This window comes from Pseudomonas cichorii, from assembly GCF_015471405.1.
Taxonomy (GTDB): Bacteria; Pseudomonadota; Gammaproteobacteria; order Pseudomonadales; family Pseudomonadaceae; genus Aquipseudomonas; species Aquipseudomonas serbiensis.
The window spans coordinates 13,579-37,750 of record NZ_BLVZ01000002.1 but is presented as its reverse complement, the minus strand read 5'-3'; the positions used below and the strand labels follow the sequence as shown (position 1 = coordinate 37,750).

Annotated in this window: 24 protein-coding genes; 15 read left to right on the top strand and 9 right to left on the bottom strand. The window is 57.9% G+C overall.

The features are described 5' to 3' along the window. Window positions 1-158 precede the first annotated feature (158 nt). The 3 genes from JL015_RS02080 to JL015_RS02075 are packed head-to-tail and all read left to right on the top strand — an operon-like array spanning window position 159 to window position 2,095. Window positions 159-1,367 carry an MFS transporter gene (locus tag JL015_RS02080; protein ID WP_201017239.1) on the top strand — a complete coding sequence of 403 codons (1,209 nt, stop codon included), beginning with the start codon at window positions 159-161 and terminating at the stop codon, window positions 1,365-1,367. Further along, a complete protein-coding gene (locus JL015_RS27885) occupies window positions 1,364-1,486 on the top strand; it encodes a hypothetical protein (protein WP_260417455.1) in 123 nt (40 codons plus the stop codon). The genes JL015_RS02080 and JL015_RS27885 overlap by 4 nt, the downstream gene beginning before the upstream one ends. 57 nt (window positions 1,487-1,543) lie before the next feature. Beyond that, complete coding sequence (locus JL015_RS02075) at window positions 1,544-2,095, top strand: glutathione peroxidase (protein WP_201017238.1); 552 nt, start codon at window positions 1,544-1,546, stop codon at window positions 2,093-2,095. Window positions 2,096-2,183: 88 nt separating this feature from the next. Here JL015_RS02075 and JL015_RS02070 read toward each other — a convergent pair whose 3' ends face one another. The 3 genes from JL015_RS02070 to JL015_RS02060 form a co-directional block, all read right to left on the bottom strand. Then, window positions 2,184-3,467: an OmpP1/FadL family transporter gene (locus JL015_RS02070; protein ID WP_201017237.1), complete on the bottom strand. Its 1,284-nt coding sequence runs from the start codon at window positions 3,465-3,467 to the stop codon at window positions 2,184-2,186. Between the two features lie 147 nt (window positions 3,468-3,614). Next, complete coding sequence (locus JL015_RS02065; RefSeq protein ID WP_200999950.1) at window positions 3,615-4,100, bottom strand: hypothetical protein; 486 nt, start codon at window positions 4,098-4,100, stop codon at window positions 3,615-3,617. A gap of 254 nt (window positions 4,101-4,354) precedes the next feature. Then, window positions 4,355-4,579: a hypothetical protein gene (locus JL015_RS02060; protein WP_201000272.1), complete on the bottom strand. Its 225-nt coding sequence runs from the start codon at window positions 4,577-4,579 to the stop codon at window positions 4,355-4,357. A 1,021-nt stretch (window positions 4,580-5,600) separates the two neighbouring features. Here JL015_RS02060 and rmuC point away from each other — a divergent pair. Together rmuC and JL015_RS27880 are read left to right on the top strand one after the other, a co-directional pair. Next, window positions 5,601-6,965 carry a DNA recombination protein RmuC gene (gene rmuC, locus JL015_RS02055; protein WP_201017516.1) on the top strand — a complete coding sequence of 455 codons (1,365 nt, stop codon included), beginning with the start codon at window positions 5,601-5,603 and terminating at the stop codon, window positions 6,963-6,965. Between the two features lie 186 nt (window positions 6,966-7,151). Further along, window positions 7,152-7,274: a PA1414 family protein gene (locus JL015_RS27880; protein WP_117164006.1), complete on the top strand. Its 123-nt coding sequence runs from the start codon at window positions 7,152-7,154 to the stop codon at window positions 7,272-7,274. Between the two features lie 103 nt (window positions 7,275-7,377). Here JL015_RS27880 and JL015_RS02050 read toward each other — a convergent pair whose 3' ends face one another. Next, on the bottom strand, window positions 7,378-7,635 hold the full coding sequence (locus JL015_RS02050; protein WP_200999949.1) for a hypothetical protein: 258 nt from the start codon (window positions 7,633-7,635) through the stop codon (window positions 7,378-7,380). A 180-nt stretch (window positions 7,636-7,815) separates the two neighbouring features. On the opposite strand from JL015_RS02050, the gene JL015_RS02045 reads away from it, so the two are divergent. Beyond that, window positions 7,816-8,412, top strand: a complete 597-nt coding sequence (locus JL015_RS02045; protein ID WP_201017236.1) for a tRNA-uridine aminocarboxypropyltransferase — start codon at window positions 7,816-7,818, stop codon at window positions 8,410-8,412. 105 nt (window positions 8,413-8,517) lie between these two features. Continuing rightward, on the top strand, window positions 8,518-9,474 hold the full coding sequence (locus JL015_RS02040; RefSeq protein ID WP_201017235.1) for a DMT family transporter: 957 nt from the start codon (window positions 8,518-8,520) through the stop codon (window positions 9,472-9,474). Window positions 9,475-9,496: 22 nt separating this feature from the next. Here the strand turns inward: JL015_RS02040 and JL015_RS02035 are convergent, their stop codons facing one another. Together JL015_RS02035 and JL015_RS02030 are read right to left on the bottom strand one after the other, a co-directional pair. Continuing rightward, window positions 9,497-10,111, bottom strand: a complete 615-nt coding sequence (locus JL015_RS02035; RefSeq protein ID WP_201017234.1) for an NAD(P)H-dependent oxidoreductase — start codon at window positions 10,109-10,111, stop codon at window positions 9,497-9,499. After that, complete coding sequence (locus tag JL015_RS02030; RefSeq protein ID WP_201017233.1) at window positions 10,104-11,498, bottom strand: class II fumarate hydratase; 1,395 nt, start codon at window positions 11,496-11,498, stop codon at window positions 10,104-10,106. Before JL015_RS02030 ends, JL015_RS02035 begins: the two co-directional genes overlap by 8 nt. 181 nt (window positions 11,499-11,679) lie before the next feature. Here JL015_RS02030 and JL015_RS02025 point away from each other — a divergent pair, with 181 nt between their 5' ends. The 8 genes from JL015_RS02025 (at window position 11,680) to JL015_RS01990 (ending at window position 21,518) form a co-directional block, all read left to right on the top strand. Next, window positions 11,680-12,207 (top strand): DUF2059 domain-containing protein, encoded by a 528-nt coding sequence (locus tag JL015_RS02025; protein WP_200999944.1) that lies wholly within the window; start codon window positions 11,680-11,682, stop codon window positions 12,205-12,207. 15 nt (window positions 12,208-12,222) lie between these two features. After that, a complete protein-coding gene (locus JL015_RS02020; protein ID WP_201017232.1) occupies window positions 12,223-12,516 on the top strand; it encodes a BolA family protein in 294 nt (97 codons plus the stop codon). A gap of 170 nt (window positions 12,517-12,686) precedes the next feature. Beyond that, window positions 12,687-13,625 carry an oxygen-dependent tRNA uridine(34) hydroxylase TrhO gene (gene trhO / locus JL015_RS02015; protein ID WP_201017515.1) on the top strand — a complete coding sequence of 313 codons (939 nt, stop codon included), beginning with the start codon at window positions 12,687-12,689 and terminating at the stop codon, window positions 13,623-13,625. A 3-nt stretch (window positions 13,626-13,628) separates the two neighbouring features. Then, window positions 13,629-14,261, top strand: coding sequence for a DsbA family protein (locus tag JL015_RS02010; RefSeq protein WP_200999942.1), 633 nt, complete (start codon window positions 13,629-13,631; stop codon window positions 14,259-14,261). Then, window positions 14,254-16,071, top strand: a complete 1,818-nt coding sequence (locus JL015_RS02005; RefSeq protein ID WP_374063364.1) for an ABC transporter ATP-binding protein — start codon at window positions 14,254-14,256, stop codon at window positions 16,069-16,071. The genes JL015_RS02010 and JL015_RS02005 overlap by 8 nt, the downstream gene beginning before the upstream one ends. Before the next feature lie 142 nt (window positions 16,072-16,213). Beyond that, window positions 16,214-18,712: an EAL domain-containing protein gene (locus tag JL015_RS02000; RefSeq protein ID WP_201017231.1), complete on the top strand. Its 2,499-nt coding sequence runs from the start codon at window positions 16,214-16,216 to the stop codon at window positions 18,710-18,712. Continuing rightward, window positions 18,709-19,494, top strand: a complete 786-nt coding sequence (locus JL015_RS01995; protein ID WP_201017230.1) for a TenA family transcriptional regulator — start codon at window positions 18,709-18,711, stop codon at window positions 19,492-19,494. Before JL015_RS02000 ends, JL015_RS01995 begins: the two co-directional genes overlap by 4 nt. 404 nt (window positions 19,495-19,898) lie before the next feature. Beyond that, window positions 19,899-21,518 carry a methyl-accepting chemotaxis protein gene (locus tag JL015_RS01990; protein ID WP_201017229.1) on the top strand — a complete coding sequence of 540 codons (1,620 nt, stop codon included), beginning with the start codon at window positions 19,899-19,901 and terminating at the stop codon, window positions 21,516-21,518. Between the two features lie 58 nt (window positions 21,519-21,576). Here the strand turns inward: JL015_RS01990 and JL015_RS01985 are convergent, their stop codons facing one another. The 3 genes from JL015_RS01985 to mupP all read right to left on the bottom strand — a co-directional run bounded on the left by JL015_RS01985 (window position 21,577) and on the right by mupP (window position 24,169). Next, window positions 21,577-22,503 carry a GGDEF domain-containing protein gene (locus tag JL015_RS01985; protein ID WP_200999938.1) on the bottom strand — a complete coding sequence of 309 codons (927 nt, stop codon included), beginning with the start codon at window positions 22,501-22,503 and terminating at the stop codon, window positions 21,577-21,579. Between the two features lie 214 nt (window positions 22,504-22,717). After that, window positions 22,718-23,458, bottom strand: coding sequence for a YciK family oxidoreductase (locus tag JL015_RS01980; RefSeq protein WP_201017228.1), 741 nt, complete (start codon window positions 23,456-23,458; stop codon window positions 22,718-22,720). A gap of 39 nt (window positions 23,459-23,497) precedes the next feature. Next, on the bottom strand, window positions 23,498-24,169 hold the full coding sequence (gene mupP, locus JL015_RS01975) for an N-acetylmuramic acid 6-phosphate phosphatase MupP (protein ID WP_200999936.1): 672 nt from the start codon (window positions 24,167-24,169) through the stop codon (window positions 23,498-23,500). Between the last annotated feature and the right edge of the window lie 3 nt (window positions 24,170-24,172).

Sequence of the window (24,172 nt, the reverse complement as noted above, 5' to 3'; positions counted from 1 at the left end):
CATCCTGCCGGTGCCGTGTGGGAGCGAATTCATTCGCGAAAGATGACACCTGTAATCTATTGACACAGCCATCCCGCGAGGCGTAATTTCGCGTTGTGATTATTTGCGGGTATATCCACGTAAATAGTGTCCGTCGAGCCTTGGGGAGCATAAAAACAATGACATCGGTCTGGCGTACCAGCGGTTGGATTCTGTTGGGCAGTGCGTTGATTCTCGCGCTGTCCCTGGGGACCCGGCATGGCTTCGGGTTGTTTCTGGCGCCCATGAGTGCCGAGTTCGGGTGGGGACGGGAAGTCTTTGCCTTTGCCATTGCCCTGCAGAATCTCATGTGGGGGCTGGCGCAGCCGTTTGCCGGTGCCTTGGCGGACCGGTTCGGTGCGGCGAAGGTGGTGTTTATCGGCGGCGTGCTTTATGCCTCGGGCCTGATCTGCATGAGCATGGCCGATTCGCCTGCGAGCCTTTCCCTGAGTGCCGGTATCTTGATCGGGATTGGCCTGTCCGGGACGTCTTTCTCGGTCATTCTGGGTGTCGTAGGCCGCGCCTTGCCACCCGAGAAGCGCAGCATGGGGATGGGGATAGCCAGTGCTGCCGGTTCGTTCGGCCAGTTCGCCATGCTGCCGGGGACTTTGGGGCTTCTGAGCTGGCTGGGTTGGTCCAGTACCTTGCTGGTGCTGGGTTTGATGGTTGCCTTGATTCTGCCGCTGGTGAGCATGCTCAAGGACAGCCCGGCGGCTTCGGCTGGCAGTGAGTTGACCTTGGGTGAAGCATTGCGCGAGGCCTGTTCCCATTCGGGTTTCTGGTTGCTGGCCCTGGGCTTTTTCGTCTGTGGTTTCCAGGTCGTGTTCATCGGCATTCACTTGCCTGCGTATCTGGTCGATCAACATTTGCCGGCCAAGGTCGGGACCACGGTGCTGGCCTTGATCGGGCTGTTCAATATCTTCGGCACTTACACGGCAGGCTGGCTGGGTGGACGCATGTCCAAACCGCGTTTGCTGACTGCGCTCTATCTGCTGCGCGCAGTGGTGATCGTGCTGTTCCTGTGGGTTCCGCTGAGTGAAACGACGGCCTATCTGTTTGGTATAGCAATGGGCTTGTTGTGGCTGTCGACTGTGCCGCTGACCAACGGTACGGTGGCGACGCTGTTCGGTGTGCGCAATCTGTCGATGCTTGGTGGTATTGTTTTCCTGTTCCACCAGTTGGGCTCCTTCCTGGGTGGCTGGCTGGGTGGGCTCGTGTATGACCATACCGGGAGTTACGATTTGATCTGGCAGGTGTCCATTCTGCTCAGCCTGATGGCGGCGGCCCTGAACTGGCCCGTGCGTGAGCGGCCGGTGGCTCGGTTACAACCTCAGGGTAGCGTGGCGTGAATCTGTCATGGCCTGTGCTGGCTGCGGTGCTGAGCGGCACCGTGGTGTTGGCGTTGCTCTGGTGGGCCTGGCAACAGGTCGGGCTGGCGGCCTTGCAGTTGGGGCTGGGTGCCTGTTGAGTGCAGGCTCTTCAAGGAGTAGCGTGTCTCTCCAGACAATAATGTAGGGATGCCTTGATGAAAATACGCTGGATTTCTGTCCCTGTTCTGCTGTTCGCCATGAGCGGTGCTGCGATGGCTGCCGATTGCCCGCCATTGCTGCAGGGCGAGTTGCCCAAGCTGCGTGCCAAGGAAAACATCGACCTTTGCAAGCGCTTTGCCGGCAAACCTCTGGTGGTGGTCAATACCGCCAGCTTTTGCGGTTTTGCCCCACAGTTCAAGGGGCTTGAGGAGTTGAGTCAGCGCTACAAGGCCCAAGGGCTGGAAGTGCTCGGTGTTCCGTCCAATGACTTCAAACAGGAGTCCAAGGACGGAGAGGAAACCGCCAAGGTCTGCTACGTCAATTACGGCGTGACCTTCACCATGACCGAGCCGCAGCCGGTCAGGGGTGATGATGCAACGCATCTGTTCAAGGTGCTGGCCGAGCAGAGCAGTGCGCCGCGCTGGAACTTCTATAAATATGTGGTGGACCGCCAGGGCAAGGTGGTCGCCAATTTCTCCAGCATGACCAAGCCCGACGACCCGGAGCTGATTGCAGCCATCGAGAAGGCTATCGCTTCAAAGCCATGACCTGATACGAAAAAGCCCGCGACCAGTGATGGTCGCGGGCTTTTTCGTGGCCGGAACAGGCTTTTCAGCCTGCTTCGGTCGGGTGTCATCAGAAGCGATAGGTCAGCGAAGTACCGATACCGTGGGCGCTGTTCTTGTAGTCAGCGTTGTAGGTGCCTTTGGTGGCACTGGAGTTGCGGATCTTGGCTTCGTCTTCCCACAGGTAGGAATAGGCGACATCAATGGTGATCGCGTCGCTCGGGGTCCAGCCAGCGCCGAAGCTGATGATCTGACGATCACCGGTCGGAATGCGTGGAGAGCGGTGCTCGTTGTTGGTAGGCGACTGGTCGACGGAGTAGCCGGTGCGCAAGGTCCACTCTTTATTGACCTTGTACGAAGCGCCGATGGCATGGGCCCAGGTGTCATGCCAGTCCTGTTCTTCGGAAATGCGTCCGATAGGACCGTTGGCACCACCCAGAACTGCTTGAACACCGCTGTTGTTGACGGTGATGTCTTTCAGGCGGCTCCAGCGTGTCCAGGTGCTGCCTGCATAGACGGTCCAGTTTTCATCCAGTTGCTGGGTGATGGAGAAATCCACCGACTCAGGTGTGCTGATATCCAGCGAGGCGTCGTACTTCTGGCCGTTGAAGATACTGAAACTGCTGCCTTCGATCTTGGTCTTGCCTTCGAGCTTGTAGTCGACCTTGGAGTGGTAAGTCAGGCCCAGGCGGGTGGTGTCGGTGGCCTGGACCAGGATGCCGACGTTGAAACCCAGAGCGACATCGTCACCCTTGATCTTGACCTTGCCGTCGTTTGTGCCCTGAGAAGCGGCGTTGACGGTCGAAGAGGTCAGTTCGCCTTCGATGCGGTTGATGGTCGGGCCGAAACCGATGGAAACCCGATCGTTGAAGGCGTAGCTGACAGTCGGCTGGAAGGTGACGACCTGTACGTGGCTCTTGTCGGCCCAGTAGCGGCCCGCGAAACCGTTTTCATAGTCGGTGACCAGGCCAAACGGCACATAGACACCCAGGCCGACGGCCCATTGATCGTCGAGTGGTTTGACGTAGTAACCCATGGGCACGCCAACGACCGGCACCATGTCGCCGTCATTGCTGCCGGTGAAAGTGCTGCGGGCATTGCTGATATCGGTCTTGGCGATGATTGCCGCCGCGCCAACGCTGACTTGTTCGCGCTTGAGACGGGACATGCCGGCCGGGTTGCCGAATACGGTACTGGCGTCCTCTGCGGAGGAGGAGCGTCCGGCAAAACCGGTACCCATGGCACTGATACTTTGTTCGTTGATTGCAAAGCCAGAAGCGAATAGTTGGGAAGATGCCAGGCCAATGGCTAGACCAAGTGTTGTCCTGTGAATTGCTTTTGTCGTTATTCTCATTATTAGAACTCCTTTGTTGATCACGGGGCGGAAATTACCAACATTTTCAAGAACGCGCTAGTGGGCTGAAGAGCCCGATTTAGAGCTATTTTTGTAGGACAATCCGATAATATTGCAGGAATTTTCCAGAACTTTGTTTTTTGGCAATCATGCTTGTTGCGATAAATAAATAGGTGCTACGCAAGAGTGCCAAGCGGTTACAAAGTCTCGTAATCGTCCTTGCGGTTGAAATATCTGTCGCCAGATTCTGGCCATGGCCAATGCATCGTCTTCGGTGGGCAAGGTGACGGTCTGGGCTTCGATCATCATCCAGGCAATGGCGGTGGAGTAGCGCAGGTTGACGGTCAGTTCCAGATGCGGCCCGCTCAGGAAGGCATGCTGGCTGGCAAGGCCGCGCACGCGGCTGGCGAGGTCCGGGTCTTGTGCCAGGTAATTGTCCCAAAGCTGTCGGTGCCGTAGTTCCGGGATGCGGTACAGGCCGTGGCCGCGTCTGCTGTCCAGCGCATCGCCCAGGGATGACTGGCTTGCCGCTATGCCCAGAAGCAGGGATTCGGCGCAGGCGTTCTGGCGATCCAGGTAGATCAGGGTCGGGCGGATTACATGACGGCATAATTCTATGGCTGCAATACCCATAAGACAGTCAGCTCGCAAGGTAATGGCCAACGGACCCTAATGCGTGGCAGCGGTGAATCGGATCGGGCCCGTTGGAAGCAGCCAGAGGCCGCTTGAGTTGAAGTGTAGTCTCATATTTGGAATGTAAAATTATGTTTTACATCGTTTTAGGTTTTACGCCCTGACCCTATAGATCGGTTGGCGATTAGCTTGGTCCGGCAGATATTAAAAAGCCCCGCTTTTGAGGGCGGGGCTTTTGAGGGTAGCCAGAGGCTTCAGGCGGTCAGGGCCTGGCGGGTGCGTTCTATCACAGCCTGCAGCGGCGCGGCGCTGGAGTACTGATCGGGGTAGAGGCGTTCGCTATGGCGGGCAATACCGTGTTCATTGACGATGGTAAAGCTGAAGGAGCCTTTGCGGGCGGCCATGATAAGGCAGTCCATTGGAGCGAAAGCGTGGGTGAGGGTGCGGATGGCATCCTGGGTCTGGATATGAGTAGTCATCATTGAAAGTGTTTCCTGAAACGACACGGAACAATACCGTGCATCAATAAAGGCTCCAGTAAACGCGGGCTGGCTTGAGTGTCGAAGCGGGCCGGGCGAAGAACCTGACTGGAACAAGGCAGTCAGTTGAAGCGCGCTTTATCGTATGGCGCCCTGGCTGACAGGTAGGTACTTAGGAGGGCAGGCAACACAACACGAGCAAAGGTTCGACGCTCGGGTGAAGATCCTGATCAATTGCAGGCTGGTCAGTGCAGGCCATGATTACGCTTTGCCCTTGTGGGCCAATGTTGCGCAGGACATGCCTGGAAACCATCGAGGTGGTCGATCCCTTGTTGTCGACACCGCTTCCATATGGAGTAGCGCTTGTCGGGGGACTTATCGACCGGAATTGATTTTCAGCTTGGTACTAACGGCGCGGATACTAATGCAATATCCAGAGTAATGAAAGGGGTATCTGTAAATATTTTTTCTTGTCGGGTGGTCTGTACGGGTCTCGTGAAAATCCACTTGTACACATTAGCGGCACAAGCTGCCACATCACTGTCACATACGACCCTAAGAGTTTGATTTACTGTGGTGAATTATTAAGTCAATGAAAAACATCGCTTTTTTTTACTGGTGAAAAAATCGTCAGTTTGAGCGCAGCCCCCGTTCTATCTACGTTTGCGAGGGTTAAAGGGGGGTTGTCCACTGAGTTATCCACAGCTTCTGTGGATTGTCCCGTCACATGAAGCGGTTATATGCAGGGTTTACCTTGTGCTAAAAGAGAGTAGAGTTATGTCCCCCGATTTGCCCCCGCAATGCCTATCATGCCTGCCTTGAGTCGCAGTCTCTGTCCCGGAGACGTTTCTGAATCTTCTTTTGTTCACAATGCCGAAGGCACTGATCCGGCATGTATGGAGTCGTTATGGCCTTGGACCTGAACAGCCTGTTGCTGGGGCTTGGTGCGGCGGCGCTGCCTTTGTTGGCGTGGGTCTGGCAATTGCAGCGACGTCTGGCGCGTCAGCAGGCCGATACGGCGTTGCTCGATGAACGCTTGAGCATGGCGCAGATGGCGCAGGACGGCCTTAACGCCCAACTGGACGCTAGCCGCGACGAGATCAGTGACCTGAGCCAGGCAAACTCTGCCCGGCAGGCCGACCTTGCTGCCGTGCGCCGTGAAGTCGAACTGTTGCGCCAGGAGTGCGATAACGGCCGCGATGCCGCTCATGGCTGGAACCTCGAACGGGCCAGCAAGGAAACCGAGCTGCGCCGTCTGGATGCGCAATGTGCCGCTTTGAATGCCGAGTTGCGCGAACAGCAGGAAAGCCATCAGCAGCGCCTGAACGATCTTCAGGGTTCGCGTGATGAGTTGCGCGCCCAGTTTGCCGAGCTGGCGGGCAAGATTTTTGATGAGCGCGAGCAACGCTTCGCTGAAACCAGTCAGCAACAGATTGGGCAACTGCTCAACCCGCTGAAGGAGCGCATTCAGTCATTCGAGAAGCGCGTCGAGGAAAGCTATCAGAGCGAAGCCCGCGAGCGGTTTTCCCTGGGCAAGGAGCTTGAACGTCTGCAGCAGTTGAACCTGCGTCTGAGCGATGAGGCGACCAACCTTACCCGCGCACTCAAGGGCCAGAAAACCCAGGGCAACTGGGGGGAGCTGATTCTGGAGCGGGTGCTGGAGCATGCCGGTCTGGAGAAAGGCCGCGAGTACCAGACCCAGGTCAGTCTCAAGGGGCCTGATGGTGAACGTTTCCAACCGGATGTCCTGATCATGTTGCCGGGGGACAAGCAGGTTGTGGTGGATGCCAAGGTCAGCCTGACGGCCTATCAGCAGTATGTGTCGGCGGCCGACGAAGTGATCGGTCAGGCAGCCTTGAAGCAGCATGTCCTGTCCTTGCGCAATCATGTCAAAGGTTTGTCCGGCAAGGATTACAAGCGGCTTGAAGGGTTGCACAGCCTGGATTTCGTCTTGTTGTTCGTGCCCATAGAAGCGGCGTTTTCTGCGGCATTGCAGGCTGAGCCCAACCTGTTCCAGGAAGCGTTCGATCGTAATATCGTGATTGTCAGCCCGACCACGCTGCTTGCCACCTTGCGGGTCATCGACAGCCTGTGGAAGCAGGAGCGCCAGAGCCAGAACGCCAGGGAAATCGCGGAGCGGGCAGGGTGGCTGTACGACAAGTTCGTGTTGTTCATTCAGGATCTGGACGAGGTCGGTAACCGCTTGCAACAACTTGATAAAGCGTATTCCGCTGCCCGCAACAAATTGACGGAGGGCCGCGGTAATCTGGTCAGCCGCAGTGAGCAGCTCAGATTGTTGGGCGCGCGGGCCAGCAAAAACCTGCCGCCAGACCTGCTTGAGCGTGCCATGACTGATGAAGATGGCGTGTTGCGTTTACCTGAGTAGCGGGCAGGGTGAGCCGCGTAAAACCGTCTGTCGTAAAGACTAGAAGGAAACGCGCAGAGATGTCACATTGATTCCATCGGGAAAAATGTTTTCCGAGACACTCGGCTAAATGAAAACTTGCTTCTATGATCAGTAGTAGCAATGGGCACATGGCCGGTTGCCTGGCTTTTCCCTCAAGGGGGCGTTATGAACAGCAAATTGCAAGAATGGCTCCATGATCTGGGTGTTGCACTGGGTTTGATTGAACGGCCCAAACTGCAACCTGTACCTGTGCGCGCCGAGGACGAGCGTCGCCGCCCACGTCGATAAGCCTTGGTCGACCGCAATCGCGGTCACCTGTATTGGCGCTCAATCCGAGCGGGACGCAAGGCCGTGTCCCGTTATCTGCTTGCAATTGTCTTTTTTCCTGGCGCTATATCTGGCGCATCAATACGATCAGATCCACCACCATGGGCAGCGATAGATGCTCGGGCTTGTCGAGGGCGCGCGCCCTTATGAAGGCCGGGAACTTGAAGTCGAACTCTTCTCCCAGGCGCCCGAAAAACTCATCTATATCCTCCTCGTCCAGAACGAGATCCTTGAAGGTCACATCGTCGCGCAGCGCAGATTTGTCCACAAGAATGACTCCCAGAACGTCGAGCACCCTTTGGTTGATGTCCTCGCGGTTCATGGAAGCCCCGGATTTTAATCATGTCAGGATTACGGGAACTTCGGATAAGCCAGCCCTCGGTTTCAGGCTAGCTGAAGTTTGCTGGCGGCCTGTGCTGGGCGACGGGTGTCCGATAGCGGGTTCAGGCCAGTCAGGTGATCGGCTAGACTGCGCGCCTTGTCTGCAACTGAAGAGAAAACCATGTCCCGTGCCCGTTGCGAGCGCTGTCTGCGTCCAGACAACCATTGTCTTTGCGACTTGATTCCGCAACTGGACAGCCGCACTCGTGTTTTGGTGCTGCAACATCCCAGTGAAGTCAGCCATGCCTTGAATACTGCACGCCTGGCCACCCTTGGGCTGGTCAATGCCGGATTGGTGGTGGGGGAGGTATTCGAGGATCTGGATGTGTTGTTGAACCAGCCCGGTTATCAGGCCCGCCTGTTGTTTCCGGGCGATGATGCGCAAGTGCTGGCACCCTATGCCGATCAGGATCTGCCAACGCTGTTGGTGGTTCCAGATGGCACCTGGCGCAAGGCGCGAAAGCTGTTGCACCTCAACCCGCTGTTGGCCGCGCTGCCCAGAGTGACGCTGGGCTCGGCTCCGGTTTCACGTTATCGCCTGCGCAAGGCGCCCGGGCCGGATGCCTTGTCGACTCTGGAAGCGATCACCCATGCCTTGCAAACCCTTGAGGGCGGGGATTCCTTCTGTGCGCTGCTACAGCCTTTCGATGCCTTGATCGAAGGGCAGATCAAGGCCATGGGCGACGAGACTTATCAGCGTAATCACTCGGAAAAGTGAGCCGCAAAAACACTTGGGGACGTTATGTGTTCCCAGCTGTATCTGTGAGTACCGGCAATCTGTGCCTAGACTGACAACTTTGTTTTGTCTGACATGGAATGACCGATGCACATTTCCTCCGGCCGCTGGGTGTATGGCCTCTGTCTTGCCCTGTTGACCGCTTTTCTCTGGGGCATTCTGCCCGTCAAGCTCAAGCAAGTGCTTCAAGCGATGGATCCAGTGACGGTGACCTGGTTCCGTCTGCTGGTATCCGGCGTCCTGCTCTTTATATGGCTGGCATCGGTCAAGCGGCTGCCGAGCTTCAAGGTGTTGGGGCGCAAGGGCAAGGTTCTGGTGCTGCTGGCTGTGTTGGGGCTGGTGGGCAACTATGTGTTGTATCTGGTGGGGTTGCGGCTGCTGAGCCCGGGTACCACACAACTGATGATTCAGACGGGGCCGATCCTGTTGCTGCTCGGCAGCATCTTTCTGTTCAAGGAGCGATTCACTCTTGGGCAGGGCATTGGCCTGTTTGTGCTGCTGACCGGTTTTGGCCTGTTCTTCAATGAGCGTCTTGTGGAGCTGTTCACCTCGTTGAGTGATTACACCGCCGGGGTCCTGATCGTCTTTCTGGCTGCGGTGGTCTGGACGTTCTATGGCTTGAGCCAGAAGCAATTGCTGACAGTGTGGAACTCGTTGCAGGTCATGATGGTGATCTATCTGTTCTGTGCGCTGTTGATCACGCCCTGGGCGCATCCGATGGAGGCTTTGCAGTTGAGCCCGTTGCAGGGTTGGTTATTGCTGGCTTGTTGCCTGAACACGCTGGTGGCCTATGGCGCCTTTGCCGAGGCTCTGGCTCATTGGGAGGCATCGCGTGTCAGCGCGACCCTGGCCCTGACGCCGCTGGTGACGCTGGCTTCGGTTGCGGTGGCTGCCTGGTTGTGGCCGGACTATGTGCAGGCCGAAGAGATCAATGCGCTGGGGTATGGCGGTGCGGTGCTGGTGGTGCTGGGTTCGGCCTTGACCGCCTTGGGACCGTCGATGATTGCAGGCTGGAAGGCCAGGAAGCAGCGGTTGGCGGTTTAGCATCCTGCCGCTCGATTCTTTCCTACTCCCGACCCAGTTGCCCGGCCTGCCGAAGCCATTGCTGGCGTTGTTCCTCGGTGGATGTGCGTATCGGTGAGAATTCGCTCAGGCGTTTTGTCTTTATCCCGCAAAAAGCCAGGATCGTCCGGATCATCTGACGATGGGCCGGGGCGCCGTAGATCCATTGGAAATAGCGGGGCGGGGTGTCCATGGTCACCAGCAGTTCAGCAGACTTGCCCTTGAGCAATTCGTTGGATGGATGCCGGCGACCATGGGCCTTGAAGGCAAAACCGGGCATGAAGACCCGGTCGAAGAAACCACTCAGCAAGGCCGGTAGCCCACCCCATGAAACGGGATAGACGAATACCAGATGTTCGGCCCAGTGGATCTGGCGTTGGGCCTCGAGCAGGTCTTGTTCCAGGTTCTGACTCTGCTCGTAGCCGTTGTGCAGGATCGGGTCGAACGTCAGTTCGCTGAGCCTGAGCGCTCTCACCACATGGCCTTTGCTGCGTGCTCCCTGCGAGTAGGCATCACCCAGGGCATGGCAGAAACTGACGGTCTTCGGTGTTCCGTAAATCATCAGGATGCGTTTCCCACTGCCTTCCAAGGGTGTTGCACCACTTTTGGGGTCAGCCATTGCTACCCGCCTCCAGCATTTTTTCCGGTCGCACCCAGGCGTCGAATTGCTCGTCGGTGAGGTAGCCCAGGGCAAGGGCGGCTTCACGCAAGGTCAATCCTTCGCTATAGGCTTTCTTGGCGATCTGCGCCGATTTGTCGTAACCGATATGAGGATTGAGGGCGGTAACCAGCATCAGGCCGCGTTCCAGGTGTTCGGCCATCTTCCCGGCATCGGGTTCAAGGCCCGCGATGCAATGCTCGTTGAAGTTGCGGCAACCATCGGCCAGCAGCCGGATCGATTGCAGCAGGTTGTGGATGATGACCGGTTTGTAGACGTTCAACTGCAGATGGCCCTGACTGGCGGCGAAACCGATGGTCACATCGTTGCCCATGACCTGACAGGCCAGCATCGACAGGGCCTCGCACTGGGTCGGGTTGACCTTGCCAGGCATGATCGAGCTTCCCGGCTCATTTGCAGGCAGTCGCACTTCGGCCAGCCCGGCGCGTGGACCGGAACCCAGCAGGCGCAGGTCGTTGGCAATTTTCATCAGGGCGACGGCCAGGGTCTTGAGCGCCCCGGACAGGGCTGTCAGGGGTTCGTGGCCTGCCAGTGCCGCGAATTTGTTGGGCGCGGTGACGAACGGAAGTCCTGACAATGCCGCCAGCTCTGCTGCCACGGCTTCGGCGAACCCCTTGGGGGCGTTCAGGCCGGTGCCCACTGCGGTGCCGCCCTGCGCCAGCTCGAAGACGGCGGGCAGGGTTGCACGGATGGCTTTCTGGGCATAATCCAGTTGTGCCACGAAGCCCGACAATTCCTGCCCGAAGGTGATCGGCGTGGCATCCATCATGTGGGTGCGACCGGTTTTCACCAGTTTGATATGCCGTGTCGACTGCTCGGCAAGTCCATTGGACAGTTCGGCGATGGCGGGTAGCAGTTGCTCCTTGATCGCTTGTGCGGCCGCGATATGCATGGCTGTGGGGAAGCAGTCATTGGAGCTTTGTGAGCGATTGACGTGATCGTTGGGGTGGACCGGGCTCTTGCCGCCACGACCCTGACCAGCCAGTTCGTTGGCCCGACCGGCAATCACCTCGTTGACGTTCATGTTGCTTTGCGTGCCGCTGCCGGTCTGCCAGACCACCAGCGGGAATTGCGCGTCATGCTGACCGTCGAGCACTTCGTTGGCAGCCTGCTCGATGAGCCGGGCGATATCGGCGGGGAGGTCGCCATTGCGGTCGTTGACACGGGCGGCGGCTTTCTTGATCAGGGTCAGGGCATGCAGGACGGCAAGGGGCATGGACTGATCGCCAATGGCGAAGTTGATCAGCGACCGTTGGGTCTGTGCACCCCAGTAAGCGTCTTCAGGGACTTCTATCGGGCCAATGCTGTCTGTTTCGGTACGGCTCACTGGTCTTACTCCTTTAAGGTGCGTGAAGGTTAGGTGCCCATAGTCCGGCAGGGTTCCCGCGCTGTCTGTTCAGGGGCGGTTTTTAACCACTCAGTTAAGCGGGGGTTGAGCCAAAAGCGAACATAAGCGCAGAATGGTCGGCCTTGAGGTAATGCCTCGTTTGTCAGATTAAGGAAATTCGATGACCCGTCTTCGTGCCATCTGTACCGCGGTAGCCCTGGTTTGTGCCAGCGGTCAGGTTCTCGCCGACACCGCCAGCCACAACGCCAGTGCCGAAACTTTCCTCAAGCTTGCCAACGCTGACAGGCTGGGTGCTCCGGTCTACGCGCAGGTTCAGCAGATGTTTGCCCAGCGCTTTGCTGAAACCAAGGCGCCTGCATCGAAAAAAGCCCTGCTGGAAACCTATCAGGCCAAGGCCAATACCGCTCTCGACCAGGCTATCGGCTGGAACAAGATCAAGCCGGACATGGTCAAGCTCTACACGACCAACTTCACCGAAAGCGAGTTGAAGGATCTGGTTGCGTTCTACCAGTCGCCACTGGGCAAGAAAGTGATGACCAAAATGCCTGAGCTGGCTCAGCAATCGGCCCAACTGACCCAGAGCAAGCTGGAAAGCGCCGTGCCGGTCGTCAACAAGCTGCTCGCCGACATGACCGCAGAACTGGAGCCTGCCAAAGCCGCAGCCCCGGCTGCGCCCAAGAAACCCTGACAGGCGAGCTTTGTCATGACCATGCAACAACGAATCGAGTCGGCGCTTGCGCTGCTTCAGCCGCAGCACCTGCAAGTGCTCGACGAGAGCCACATGCACAGCCGTGGTCAGCAGACGCATTACAAGGCTGTTCTGGTCTGCGACCAGTTTCAGGGCTTGAACTCGGTCAAGCGGCATCAGAAAGTCTACGGCACGCTGGGCAGCCTCATGGGCGAGTTCCACGCCCTGGCGCTGCATACCTACACGCCTGAGGAATGGGCAAAGGTCGGTGCAGCGCCGGCTTCGCCGACCTGCGCTGGCGGTCACTGATCCAGGCCTCGGGGTTCGGTCCGTAGCAATATCCTGATACCTGCCTGACACCTGTTTTGCTAGAATCCGCACCGCGCCGCATGGCCGGTGCGTTTTTCGTTTGGATTTTTTTTGCCCGGTAGGCCCTTTACGAGGGTCACCACCAGGAGAGATACATGACTCAAGAGCCGATGACTCAGCCGATCGTCGTGGCTGCGCTATACAAATTCGTGACCCTCAGCGATTACGTCGCCCTGCGTGAGCCTCTGTTGCAGGCCATGATTGCCAATGGCATCAAGGGCACTCTGTTGATCGCCGAGGAGGGCATCAACGGTACGGTTTCCGGTAGCCGTGAAGGCATCGACGGCCTGCTGGCCTGGCTGAGAAACGATCCGCGCATGGTCGATATCGATCACAAGGAATCGTTCTGCGACGAGCAGCCGTTCTACCGCACCAAGGTCAAGCTCAAGAAAGAGATCGTCACCCTGGGCGTCGAAGGCGTGGACCCCAACAAGAGCGTCGGCACTTATGTCGAGCCCAAGGACTGGAACGCCCTGATCACCGATCCTGAAGTGCTGCTGATCGATACCCGTAACGACTACGAAGTGTCCATTGGCACCTTTGAAGGCGCTATCGACCCCAAGACCACGTCCTTCCGCGAGTTTCCGGAATACATCAAGGAACACTTCGATCCGGCCGTCCACAAGAAGGTCGCGATGTTCTGCACCGGTGGCATTCGTTGCGAAAAGGCGTCGAGCTACATGTTGGGCGAGGGCTTCGAGGAGGTTTATCACCTCAAGGGCGGGATTCTCAAATACCTCGAAGAAGTGCCCCAGGAAGAAAGCCAGTGGCGTGGCGAATGCTTCGTGTTCGATAACCGTGTCACGGTGCGTCACGACCTGAGCGAAGGCGACTACGATCAATGTCATGCCTGCCGCACACCGATCAGTGCCGAAGACCGCGCCAGCGAGCATTATTCTGCTGGCATCAGTTGCCCGCATTGCTGGGACACCCTGAGCGAGAAGACCCGTCGCAGCGCCATTGATCGGCAAAAGCAGATCGAGCTGGCCAAAGCCCGTAACCAACCGCACCCGATTGGTCATAACTACCGTCTGCAATCCGAGGCCTGAGCCATGTCCTCCCGCCTGATCTATGTAATGGACCCGATGTGCTCGTGGTGCTGGGGGTTCACTCCGGTTGCCGATGCACTGGTACAGCAGGCTCGGGCGGTGGGTGTTCCGCTGCATCTGGTCATGGGCGGCTTGCGCTCTGGCACGGCGGCGCTGGACTCGTCGACGCGGCGTTACATCCTTGAACACTGGGAAAGCGTGGGGAAAACCACGGGGCAGCCATTTCGTTTCGAGGGTGCCTTGCCGGACGGTTTCGTCTATGACACCACACCCGCCTGTCGGGCGGTGTGCGCGGCCCGCAGCCTTGACCCGCAAGCAGCGTGGGAGCTGGTCAAGTTGATTCAGCTGGCGTTCTACACCCAGGGGCGTGATGTCACTTATGCCCCGTTGCTGGTCGAGCTGGCCGAGCAGGCGGGGCTTGCCCGTCAGTCGTTTGCGGATGCTTTCGACAGCGCTGAACAGCGAGCGGCCACGGCTGCCGACTTCGCCTGGGTGCAGGGTCTGGGTATTGCCGGTTTCCCGACCCTGCTCGCCGAGCACAACGGTCAATTCGCGTTGCTGACCAATGGTTACCAACCCTTGAACGAGCTGGCGCCATTGCTTGGGCGATGGCTGGAGCGTGCCGCCAGTGCGTGACGAGCCTTCTCCCAAGCAGCCAGAGCCCCGTAACGACAGTTTGAGTTGGGCCGAGATCCGGCGGCTGGCATTACGTCATAAAAAAGCCCTCTGGATCGCCAACGGCGTGGCCGTGCTGGCGACGCTGTGCAGTGTGCCGATTCCGTTGTTGCTGCCGCTGTTGGTGGATGAAGTGCTGCTGGGGCGTGGCGACGCGGCACTGAGAATCATGGACCATGCCTTGCCCGAAGGCCTGCAGAAGGCGGTGGGCTATATCGGCCTGATGCTGGTGCTGACTCTGGTTCTGCGTACGGGGGCTCTGCTGTTCAATGTCCTCCAGGCACGCCTGTTCGCTCGTCTGGCCAAGGACATCGTCTACCGCATTCGCCTGCGTCTGATCGAACGCCTCAAGCGTATTTCCTTGCGCGAGTATGAAAGCCTTGGCAGCGGCATGGTGACGACGCATCTGGTCACCGATCTGGATACGCTGGACAAGTTCGTCGGCGAAACCCTCAGTCGCTTTCTGGTGGCAACCCTGACCCTGGCGGGTACGGCCGGCATTCTGATGTGGATGCACTGGAAGCTCGCGCTGCTGATCATGTTGTTCAACCCACTGGTGATCTTTGCCACGGTGAAGCTGGGCAAGCGGGTCAAGCATCTGAAAAAGCTGGAGAACGACAGCACTTCGCGTTTTACCCAGGCCCTGAGTGAAACCCTTGATGCCATTCAGGAAGTGCGGGCTGGCAATCGGCAGGGCTTTTTCCTGGGGCGCCTTGGGCTGCGCGCTCGGGAAGTGCGCGATTACGCGGTGAATTCGCAATGGAAAAGCGATGCTTCCGGCCGGGCCAGCGGCCTGCTGTTCCAGTTCGGTATCGATATTTTCCGCGCCGCCGCGATGCTGACTGTGCTGTTCTCGGATCTTTCCATTGGCCAGATGCTCGCGGTATTCAGCTATCTGTGGTTCATGATCGCGCCGGTGGAGCAACTGCTGAACCTGCAATACGCCTATTACGCGGCCGGTGGGGCGCTGACCCGGATCAATGAACTGCTGGCCCGTGATGATGAGCCGCAATATCCCGGTGTCGTCGACCCCTTCAAGGGCCGGGAAACCGTCGGCATCGAGGTGCGAGGCCTGAGTTTCGGCTATGGCGAGGATCTGGTGCTGGACCGGCTGGATCTGTCGATTGCGCCCGGAGAGAAGGTGGCGATAGTCGGCGCCAGTGGTGGCGGCAAAAGTACCCTGGTGCAGTTGTTGCTGGGCTTGTACAGCGCGCAGACCGGGACTATCCGTTTTGGCGGCTCCACCCAGCAGGAGATCGGTCTGGAGCGGGTGCGCGAACATGTTGCGGTGGTGCTGCAACATCCGGCGTTGTTCAACGATACCGTACGCGCCAACCTGACCATGGGGCGCGATTGTACGGATGAGGCTTGCTGGGCGGCGCTTGAGGTCGCTCAGCTTGAGTCGGCCATTCGCCTGTTGCCCGAAGGCCTGGACAGCATCGTGGGGCGTTCCGGGGTGCGTTTGTCCGGTGGGCAGCGGCAGCGGCTGGCGATTGCGCGAATGGTTCTGTCCGATCCGAAAGTCGTCATCCTGGACGAGGCGACTTCGGCGCTGGATGCCGCCACCGAATACAACCTGCACAAGGCTTTGGCGCGCTTCCTGCGCAGCCGCACGACCTTGATCATTGCTCACCGCCTGTCAGCGGTTAAACAGGCTGATCGGGTGCTGGTATTCGACGGTGGCCGTATCGCCGAAGATGGCGATCACCAGCAACTGATTGCAGAGGGCGGCCTTTACGCCAAACTATACGGCCACCTGCAGCAGATCTGATCGCTCCAGCGCGAATGACACGCCTGCTTTGTGCGCAATGTTGCACCTTGTATAAAATCCGGGAAAATCACTCGTCCCGATTGATGGATTTGGCCTAGTCTCAGGGCAGGACATTCAATCAGTCATGTGGTGAAGTGAACCCATGAAGCAGCCGCGGTCTCTCTCGAAGCCCCGTCTACTGGGCATTGTATGGCCTTTCGTTGCGGTCGCGCTTTTTCAGGCGCTGCTTGGATGCGTGAGCCTGTACACCTTGTCTGCCGTGCGTAGCTATGTCGTGGGCGAAAGTCTCTGGTCCAAAGGTCAGAAGGATGCCATTCATTACCTGGGGCTTTATGTCGACAGTCATGATGAACGCGACTATCTGAAGTACCAGCAGGCTATTGCCATCCCGCAAGGCGGTCATGCCCTGCGCGACGCGCTGAATCAGCCTGAACCCTCATTGGCGGATGCGAGAAAAGCCATTCTTCAGGGCGGTAATCACCCGGATGATGTGGGCGGCATCATCTGGCTGTACCTGAACTTCCACGATTTCAGCTATATGGAAAAGGCCATTCGCTGGTGGACCATGGGCGATGATTATCTTGCCCGACTCGATGACCTGGCCCGCACTATCCGTGGCAGAGTCGCCGAAGGCTCGGCAAGCCCCGAGGACGCCCTGCAATGGCACGCCCGGATCAATGCGATCAATGAGGCGGTCACTCCCGTTGCCAAGGCTTTCAGCGATGCTCTGGGGGAAGGTTCGAGATTCATTCTCTGGTTACTGGTCATCATCAATCTGGTCACCGCGCTGGTGCTGATCCTTCTGGCGCTGCTGCGTGTACACAAGCTGCTTGCACAGCGCCATGTCTTTGCCCATGCGCTGCAACTGGAAAAGGACCGGGCGCAGATCACTCTGCAATCGATTGGCGACGGGGTCATTACCACTGACGTCAAAGGCTTCATCGTTTACATGAACCCTGCCGCCGAAGGCCTGACGCACTGGAGAAACAGTCAGGCCATCGGGTTGCCGCTGGCTGCGCTGTTCAATCTGCTCGATGAAAATGATCACAAGGACAGTTCGACGCTGATGGAGCACATCCTCAGCGGCAGGCTCAAGGGCGGCGGGGTGAACTGCAAGCTGATCCAGCGTCTGGATGGCAGTACGGTGCTGGTCGCACTGGTCGGTTCGCCGATCTACAGCGACGGTGAGATCAGTGGCGCGGTGCTGGTATTGCATGACATGACCCAGGAGAGCCAGCACATTGCCAATCTTTCATGGCAGGCTGCGCATGATGCGCTGACCGGGCTGGTCAACCGCAGTGAGTTCGAGTATCGCCTGGAACAGATGCTCAGCCATTCTGAGTCCGAGGGGCAAAGCCACTGCCTGATGTTTCTGGATCTGGATCAGTTCAAACTGGTCAATGACACCAATGGTCATGCCGCAGGGGATGAATTGCTCAGGCACCTTTGTCGCATGCTGCCTCAGGGCATCCGTGACGGTGACACCCTTGCTCGTTTGGGGGGCGATGAGTTTGGCATCCTGCTGCGCAATTGTGCGCCACACACGGCACTGGAAATCTCCGAGAACCTGCGCCTGATGGTGCAGAACATGCACTTCGTCTGGAAAGGGCGGCCATTCGTGACGACTGTCAGTATTGGCCTGGTGCATATAGGTGATGCTCCGACCACCCTGGAAGCCTCGCTTCGAGCGGCGGACATGGCGTGCTACATGGCCAAGGAAAAGGGCCGCAACCGGGTTCAGGTCTATCACCCCGATGATTCCGAACTTTCAATGCGCTCCGGCGAAATGGCCTGGATCCAGCGTCTGCACATGGCCCTGGATGAAAACCGTTTTTGCCTGTACACCCAGGAAATTGCCTCGCTCCGCCAGCCTGACGACGGGCTTCGGCATATCGAGATCCTGTTGCGGCTGCGGGACGAGTCGGGGCGAATGGTTTCGCCGGACAGCTTCATCCCGGCTGCCGAGCGGTACGGGCTGATGACCACGCTTGATCGCTGGGTTGTGCAGAATGTATTCAGGGTCATTGCGCAATGCATGAACGACCCAAGGCATCAGATGCCACAGGCGCTCTGTGCCATTAATCTGTCCGGCTCCAGTATTGGCGATGAAGCATTTCTGGATTACCTCAAGCTTCAGTTCAGGACTTACGGTGTTTCGCCGAGCATGATCTGTTTCGAGGTGACCGAAACCAGCGCAATTGCTGATCTGGGAAGTGCCATCCGCTTCATGAATGAACTTAAATCGTTGGGTTGCCTGTTCTCTCTCGATGACTTTTGCGCCGGCATGTCCTCCTTTGCCTATCTGAAACATCTGCCCGTCGATTTTCTGAAGATCGATGGTAGTTTTGTAAAGGATATGCTCGACAATCCGATCAACCGTGCCATGGTCGATGTCATCAATCATATCGGTCATGTAATGGGCAAAAAAACAATTGCCGAGTTTGTTGAAACCCCGCAGATTGAGGCAGCTCTGCAGGAAATAGGTGTGGATTTTGCACAGGGGTATCTGATAGCTCGTCCAGAGCTGTTGACGTGTGAAAGTCTGTACACCCAGCCTGCACGCCCGGCCTCTTCAGTGGCCGATGCGCAGGGGCATCAAGCCAACTCGGTACAACCAACAAAAAAGGGAGCCGCACAGTGATCGACACTTTCAATAGAACCGGTCCGCTCATGGAAGCCAGCAGTTATCCGGCATGGGCGCAACAGTTAATCAAGGATTGCAGTGCTGCCAAGACCCGAGTGGTCGAGCACGAGCTTTATCAGAGAATGCGCGACGGGCGTCTGAGCCCTCAGGTCATGCGCCATTACCTGATTGGCGGATGGCCGGTGGTCGAGCAGTTCGCCGTCTATATGGCCAAGAATCTGACCAAAACCCGTTTCGGCCGTCATCCTGGCGAAGACATGGCGCGTCGCTGGCTGATGCGCAATATCCGCGTCGAACTCAATCATGCCGACTACTGGGTGAACTGGTCTGATGCCCATGGCGTGAGCCTCGACGACCTGCACGCCCAGCGCGTGGCACCCGAGCTGCATGCCTTGAGCCACTGGTGCTGGCAGACCAGCTCCTCGGACTCTCTGGCCGTAGCCATGGCCGCGACGAACTATGCAATCGAAGGCGCTACAGGGGAGTGGGCGGCCATCGTCTGCTCCACGGACGTATATGCCGAGGGTTTCCCGGCAGAAACCCGAAAACGCGCCATGAAATGGCTCAAAATGCACGCTCAGTATGATGATGCGCACCCATGGGAGGCGCTGGAGATCATCTGCACCCTGGCGGGCAACAACCCCAGTGTGCAACTCCAGACGGAATTGCGCCAGGCGACCATCAAGAGCTATGACTACATGTACCTGTTTCTTGAGAGCTGCCTGCAGCTAGAAAAGGCCAAGCCAGCGCGGGAACGTGCCACGGCGGTTGAGGCCTGATACCTCTCGGCAGGAGTAATGCCGATCAGTTAAGGCCCAAACAAAACTTGTGGGAGGCAGCTTGCTGGCGAAAAGACCTTGAAAACCGGCAGATATTCTGCGTCTGTACATGAAGTCGCCAGCAAGCTGCCTCCCACAAAGTGATTTATGATTTTTGACTGATTGGCAGTCACTTGCGGGAGGGGCCTTGGCCGCGACAGTTCACATCGGCGGCTTTTCGGCGGTTGGTTTTTGACGTTTTTCACCGCTCCCTTCCAGTCGTCGCTCTTTTTAAAGAAAGACCGGCTTACGCCGATGGGGATCTCATAGGGCATACACACCGGATTGAAAACGGTTGTACAGGGATGTGGCCTGCCATCTATCTGCACACCTTCGCAGATCCGTGTTCTCCAGAGATCATCATCATGTCCAAATCCCTGAGGCTCCAAATTCTTGGCTTGCTCGGCGGCAGCCTTGCGCTGGTGCTGGTCATCGCGCTGGCTTGTTTCAATTTCCTTTCCGATAACGTGCAGTCCTATCGCAGCCTGCTTGAAGGCCCGATCCGTGCTTCACAACTGGTCGACGAAGCCAACCTTCAGTTCAAGGTCCAGGTTCAGGAGTGGAAAAACGTACTGCTGCGTGGCAAGACTCCTGCGGAGCGAGACAAGTTCTGGGCTCAGTTTGAAGAGCAGGAGCGCAAGGTGCAGGGCACGCTGGGCCAGCTCGTTGATATGAAAGGTACGGACGCTGCGCTGAAAAATCAGGTTCAGAGGCTGCAGCAGGAGCATCGAACCCTGGGCGCTTCCTACCGCACGGGTCGTGATGCATTCGTGGCTGCTGGTGGTGATGCTTCGGTCGGCGATGCCGCGGTCAAGGGCGTGGATCGCCCGACCAGCGAGCAGATGGCCAGTCTGGTAGATCAACTGCACAAATCCAGTGATGCCCAGTCGGTTGCGATCAGCAAAGAGGCTGACCAGACCATATTGGTTGGTGCTACGGTAATGCTGGCCTCTGCTCTGCTGGTCGGATTACTGGCGCTGTGGATGGTCAATCGCAACCTGGTCGCGCCGATTCGCATGCTGATCGAGTATGTGGCTCAGTTGAGCGAAGGCAAGTTTGGTGCGCGTGTCGAGGTAGTGCGCCAGGACGAACTGGGTCGTTTGGCTGTGGCCGCCAATACCTTGCGCGATTTTCTGGCCGACACCTTCAATCGCCTGAAGCGCAGCACCACTGAACTGGACGCTGCTGGCGGGGAATTGAATGCCATTGCTGCGCTGATGGCTCAAGGCACTCATGAGCAATTTGAGCGTACCGATCAGGTTGCCACAGCCATGACTGAAATGTCGGCAACGGCTCAGGAAGTCGCCAGGCATGCTGCGGACGCGGCGCGTGCGGCGGATGACGCCGATCACAGCGCGCAGGATGGCGAGAAGGTCATGCAGTCGACCATTGCCACCATAACCCGCATGCGCAATGAAATTTCCTCCACCGCCAATGTCATTCAGCGCCTGGAAACAGACAGCGGTCGAATCGGCAAGGTGCTGGAAGTGATTCGTGGCATCGCCGAGCAGACCAACCTGCTGGCGCTCAATGCGGCCATCGAAGCCGCGCGTGCCGGAGATGCCGGACGTGGTTTTGCGGTGGTGGCCGACGAAGTGCGTACCCTGGCGCAACGTACCGCTGTGTCCACGGCCGAGATCAATCAGATCATCAGTTCGGTGCAGACCGGCGCTACCGATGCGGTGCTGGCCATTCAGGGCGGTCAGGCCCGTAGTGAGGAGAGTGTCGAGCAGGTCACTCATGCCGGTGCAACCTTGCAGCGCATCACTGTGGCAGTGGAAAACATCCGTGACATGAACCGCCAGATCGCCACTGCTGCCGAGGAGCAGACGTCAGTGGCAGAAGATATCTCGCGTAACCTGACTGAAATTACCGCTATCGCCGTAACCAATCAGGACAACGTCAAACGTACTCAAAGTGCCAGTCATGACTTGCGCGGTCTTTCAGCAGGCCTTGATGACGTAATCTCACGTTTGAGTGCATAACCTGTTGCACTTGCCCTTGTGCCCCCTTCGTTTCGAGGGGGCGCTCATGCATCGGCAATCAGCCTGCCATTGTCAGGCGATTACGGCCTTCGCGCTTGGCGACATACAGGGCGTTGTCGGCGCGGCGCAGCAGGCTGTCGGCGGACTCTGCGGGCAGCAAGGTCGAGCAGCCCAGGCTTATGGTGATGTTGAGTGCGGTATTGCACTCGTGGAACTCCAGTTCCAGCACGGCCTGGCGCAGACGCTCACCGACCATTGCCGCACAATCGCGATCGGTGTTGGCAAGCACGATCACAAATTCCTCTCCGCCATACCTGAACACCCGGTCTATGTTGCGCAACTGAGCCTTGAGCGTATGGGCGATGATGCGAAGCACTTCGTCGCCGGTCTTGTGGCCGTAGTTATCGTTGACGTTCTTGAAGTGGTCGATATCCAGCATCAGCAGTGAAAGCGGCTGCTTGTTGCGATGCGACACTTCGGTTTCCCGCAGCAGGTTCTGGTCCATCGCGATCCGGTTGCCGGTGTTGGTCAATGGGTCGCGTAGCGCGCTTTGCATGGCGATACGATAAAGCAGGGCATTTTTCATGGGGTAGAGCAGGCAGGTCATGAGTGATTCAAGTTCGCTCAGTTCCTGTTCGCTGAAGGCGTTGGAGCGCTGGAACACCAGATAGCCCAGGCATTCGTTCTTGTGACGCAGCGTGTAATGAGCCTTGTGCTCTGCGTCTTCGCCCAGTTGCATATGCAGGTCGCTGCGGGGGTGTTCATAGATCAGTGCGGATAGCGGCACAAGACGCTGAACCCCACGAAAGAACATGCCGAAAATTTTTTCCGCTTCCAGGCTGCTTTGTAATTGCAGGCTCAGTTGCTGGGTGAGTCTGGGCAGGTCTACAGGAGGAAGAGAAGCCGCTGGTCGATTGCGAAAGCCCTGCCTTTGCAATTTTGCAGTATCGAAATCAATTGCCTGGGGGCCGGTCGGAGAACTCATGGCTTCACTCCTATCACATCGTTGCTGGCTTGTGAGGGCTAGAGCGAAAGTCGTGCCATGTTGTTGGTATGTTTATAACGTGTTGAATTTTATTGTTTATTTAAGAGCTTGAAGAGGTTCTGAAAAAGAATTGACGATTTTTTGACTTGGCGCCTTCATGAAAAAGCCTGCCGTGACGGATTTCCGCCAAGGCAGGCTTCTTTGGCGCCGGGCTTTATTGCGCGTTGAATGCCTGGCCGTTGATGCCCGTGCTGTCTGGACCCATCAGGTACAGATAGACCGGCATGATTTCCTCGGGTGTCGGGTTGTCCATGGGGTTTTCCCCAGGATAGGCCTGCGCACGCATGCTGGTGCGGGTTGCTCCGGGGTTGATGCTGTTGGCGCGGACCGGCGCGACGGTATCCAGTTCGTCGGCCAGCGTCTGCATCAGCCCTTCGGTGGCGAACTTCGACACACCATAGGCACCCCAATAGGCGCGTCCCTTGCGACCGACGCTGCTGGAGGTGAATACCACTGAAGCATCGGCGGACAGTTTGAGCAGTGGCAGCAAGGTGCTGGTGAGCATGAACATCGCATTGACGTTGATATGCATGACGCGCATGAAGTTTTCGCCTGACAACTGCTCCACGGGCGTGCGCGGGCCGATGATCGAGGCATTGTGCAGCAGGCCGTCGAGATGGCCGAATTCGGTTTCGATCATCGCCGCCAGTTCATCGTATTGATGGGGCAGGGCGGTTTCCAGATTGAACGGAATGACCACAGGCTGAGGATGGCCTGCTGCTTCTATCTCGTCATACACCTGAGTCAGGTTGGCTTCGGTCTTGCCCAGCAGTAAAACCGTAGCGCCATGGGCTGCATAGGTCTTTGCTGCCGCTGCGCCGATGCCGCGACCTGCGCCGGTGACCAGAATTACCCGGTCCTTGAGCAGTTCAGGGCGAGCGGAGTAATCGAACATGAGAAACCTCTGTAGCTGTAAATAAGGCTCAAGCCGCTGTCAGCAACTGCACAGCGCGTTATCCAGAACCTTGCGCAGGTCCAGCGGATGATCCACAACCACATCGGCGCCCCAGTGATCGGGGTTGTCGTTGGGGTGGATATAGCCGTAACGCACGGCGGCAGTCCGGGTGCCGGCATCGCGACCGGACTCGATGTCGCGCAGATCATCGCCCACGAACAGCACGCTGGCCGGGTCCAGATCAAGCTGGCTGCAAGCCAGGATCAGTGGCTCCGGGTGAGGTTTGCTGTAGGTCACATGGTCGGGGCAGATCAGCAGCGCCGAGCGTTGGGCCAGGTCGAGCTGCTCCATGATCGGTTGGGCGAAACGCACGGGCTTGTTGGTCACAACGCCCCAGATCAGGCCGGCCTTTTCAATGTCGGCCAGCAGCTCTGCCATGCCGTCGAAGAGTCGGCTGTGGACCGCGCAATCACGTTGGTAGCGCTCCAGAAACTCAAGGCGCAGGGCCTCGAAGGCCGGATCCTGCGGGGACATGGCAAAGGTTGCCGCGACCATGGCCTTGGCGCCGCCCGAGATTTCATCGCGAATCAGCTTGTCCGGGACTGCTGGCAGGCCACGATCGGCCAGCATCGCCTGGGAAATGGCGATGAAGTCCGGTGCGGTGTCGAGCAATGTGCCGTCCATGTCGAATAGAACCGCTCTCAAGCGCATGCC

Coding starts and splice junctions, on each gene's coding strand:
- JL015_RS02080 (WP_201017239.1), top strand. CDS start 159: ATGACATCGGTCTGGCGTACCAGCGGTTGGATTCTGTTGGGCAGTGCG.
- JL015_RS02075 (WP_201017238.1), top strand. CDS start 1,544: ATGAAAATACGCTGGATTTCTGTCCCTGTTCTGCTGTTCGCCATGAGC.
- JL015_RS02070 (WP_201017237.1), bottom strand. CDS start 3,467: ATGAGAATAACGACAAAAGCAATTCACAGGACAACACTTGGTCTAGCC.
- JL015_RS02065 (WP_200999950.1), bottom strand. CDS start 4,100: ATGGGTATTGCAGCCATAGAATTATGCCGTCATGTAATCCGCCCGACC.
- JL015_RS02060 (WP_201000272.1), bottom strand. CDS start 4,579: ATGACTACTCATATCCAGACCCAGGATGCCATCCGCACCCTCACCCAC.
- JL015_RS27880 (WP_117164006.1), top strand. CDS start 7,152: ATGAACAGCAAATTGCAAGAATGGCTCCATGATCTGGGTGTTGCACTG.
- JL015_RS02050 (WP_200999949.1), bottom strand. CDS start 7,635: ATGAACCGCGAGGACATCAACCAAAGGGTGCTCGACGTTCTGGGAGTC.
- JL015_RS02045 (WP_201017236.1), top strand. CDS start 7,816: ATGTCCCGTGCCCGTTGCGAGCGCTGTCTGCGTCCAGACAACCATTGT.
- JL015_RS02040 (WP_201017235.1), top strand. CDS start 8,518: ATGCACATTTCCTCCGGCCGCTGGGTGTATGGCCTCTGTCTTGCCCTG.
- JL015_RS02035 (WP_201017234.1), bottom strand. CDS start 10,111: ATGGCTGACCCCAAAAGTGGTGCAACACCCTTGGAAGGCAGTGGGAAA.
- JL015_RS02025 (WP_200999944.1), top strand. CDS start 11,680: ATGACCCGTCTTCGTGCCATCTGTACCGCGGTAGCCCTGGTTTGTGCC.
- JL015_RS02020 (WP_201017232.1), top strand. CDS start 12,223: ATGACCATGCAACAACGAATCGAGTCGGCGCTTGCGCTGCTTCAGCCG.
- trhO (WP_201017515.1), top strand. CDS start 12,687: ATGACTCAGCCGATCGTCGTGGCTGCGCTATACAAATTCGTGACCCTC.
- JL015_RS02010 (WP_200999942.1), top strand. CDS start 13,629: ATGTCCTCCCGCCTGATCTATGTAATGGACCCGATGTGCTCGTGGTGC.
- JL015_RS02000 (WP_201017231.1), top strand. CDS start 16,214: ATGAAGCAGCCGCGGTCTCTCTCGAAGCCCCGTCTACTGGGCATTGTA.
- JL015_RS01990 (WP_201017229.1), top strand. CDS start 19,899: ATGTCCAAATCCCTGAGGCTCCAAATTCTTGGCTTGCTCGGCGGCAGC.
- JL015_RS01985 (WP_200999938.1), bottom strand. CDS start 22,503: ATGAGTTCTCCGACCGGCCCCCAGGCAATTGATTTCGATACTGCAAAA.
- JL015_RS01980 (WP_201017228.1), bottom strand. CDS start 23,458: ATGTTCGATTACTCCGCTCGCCCTGAACTGCTCAAGGACCGGGTAATT.
- mupP (WP_200999936.1), bottom strand. CDS start 24,169: ATGCGCTTGAGAGCGGTTCTATTCGACATGGACGGCACATTGCTCGAC.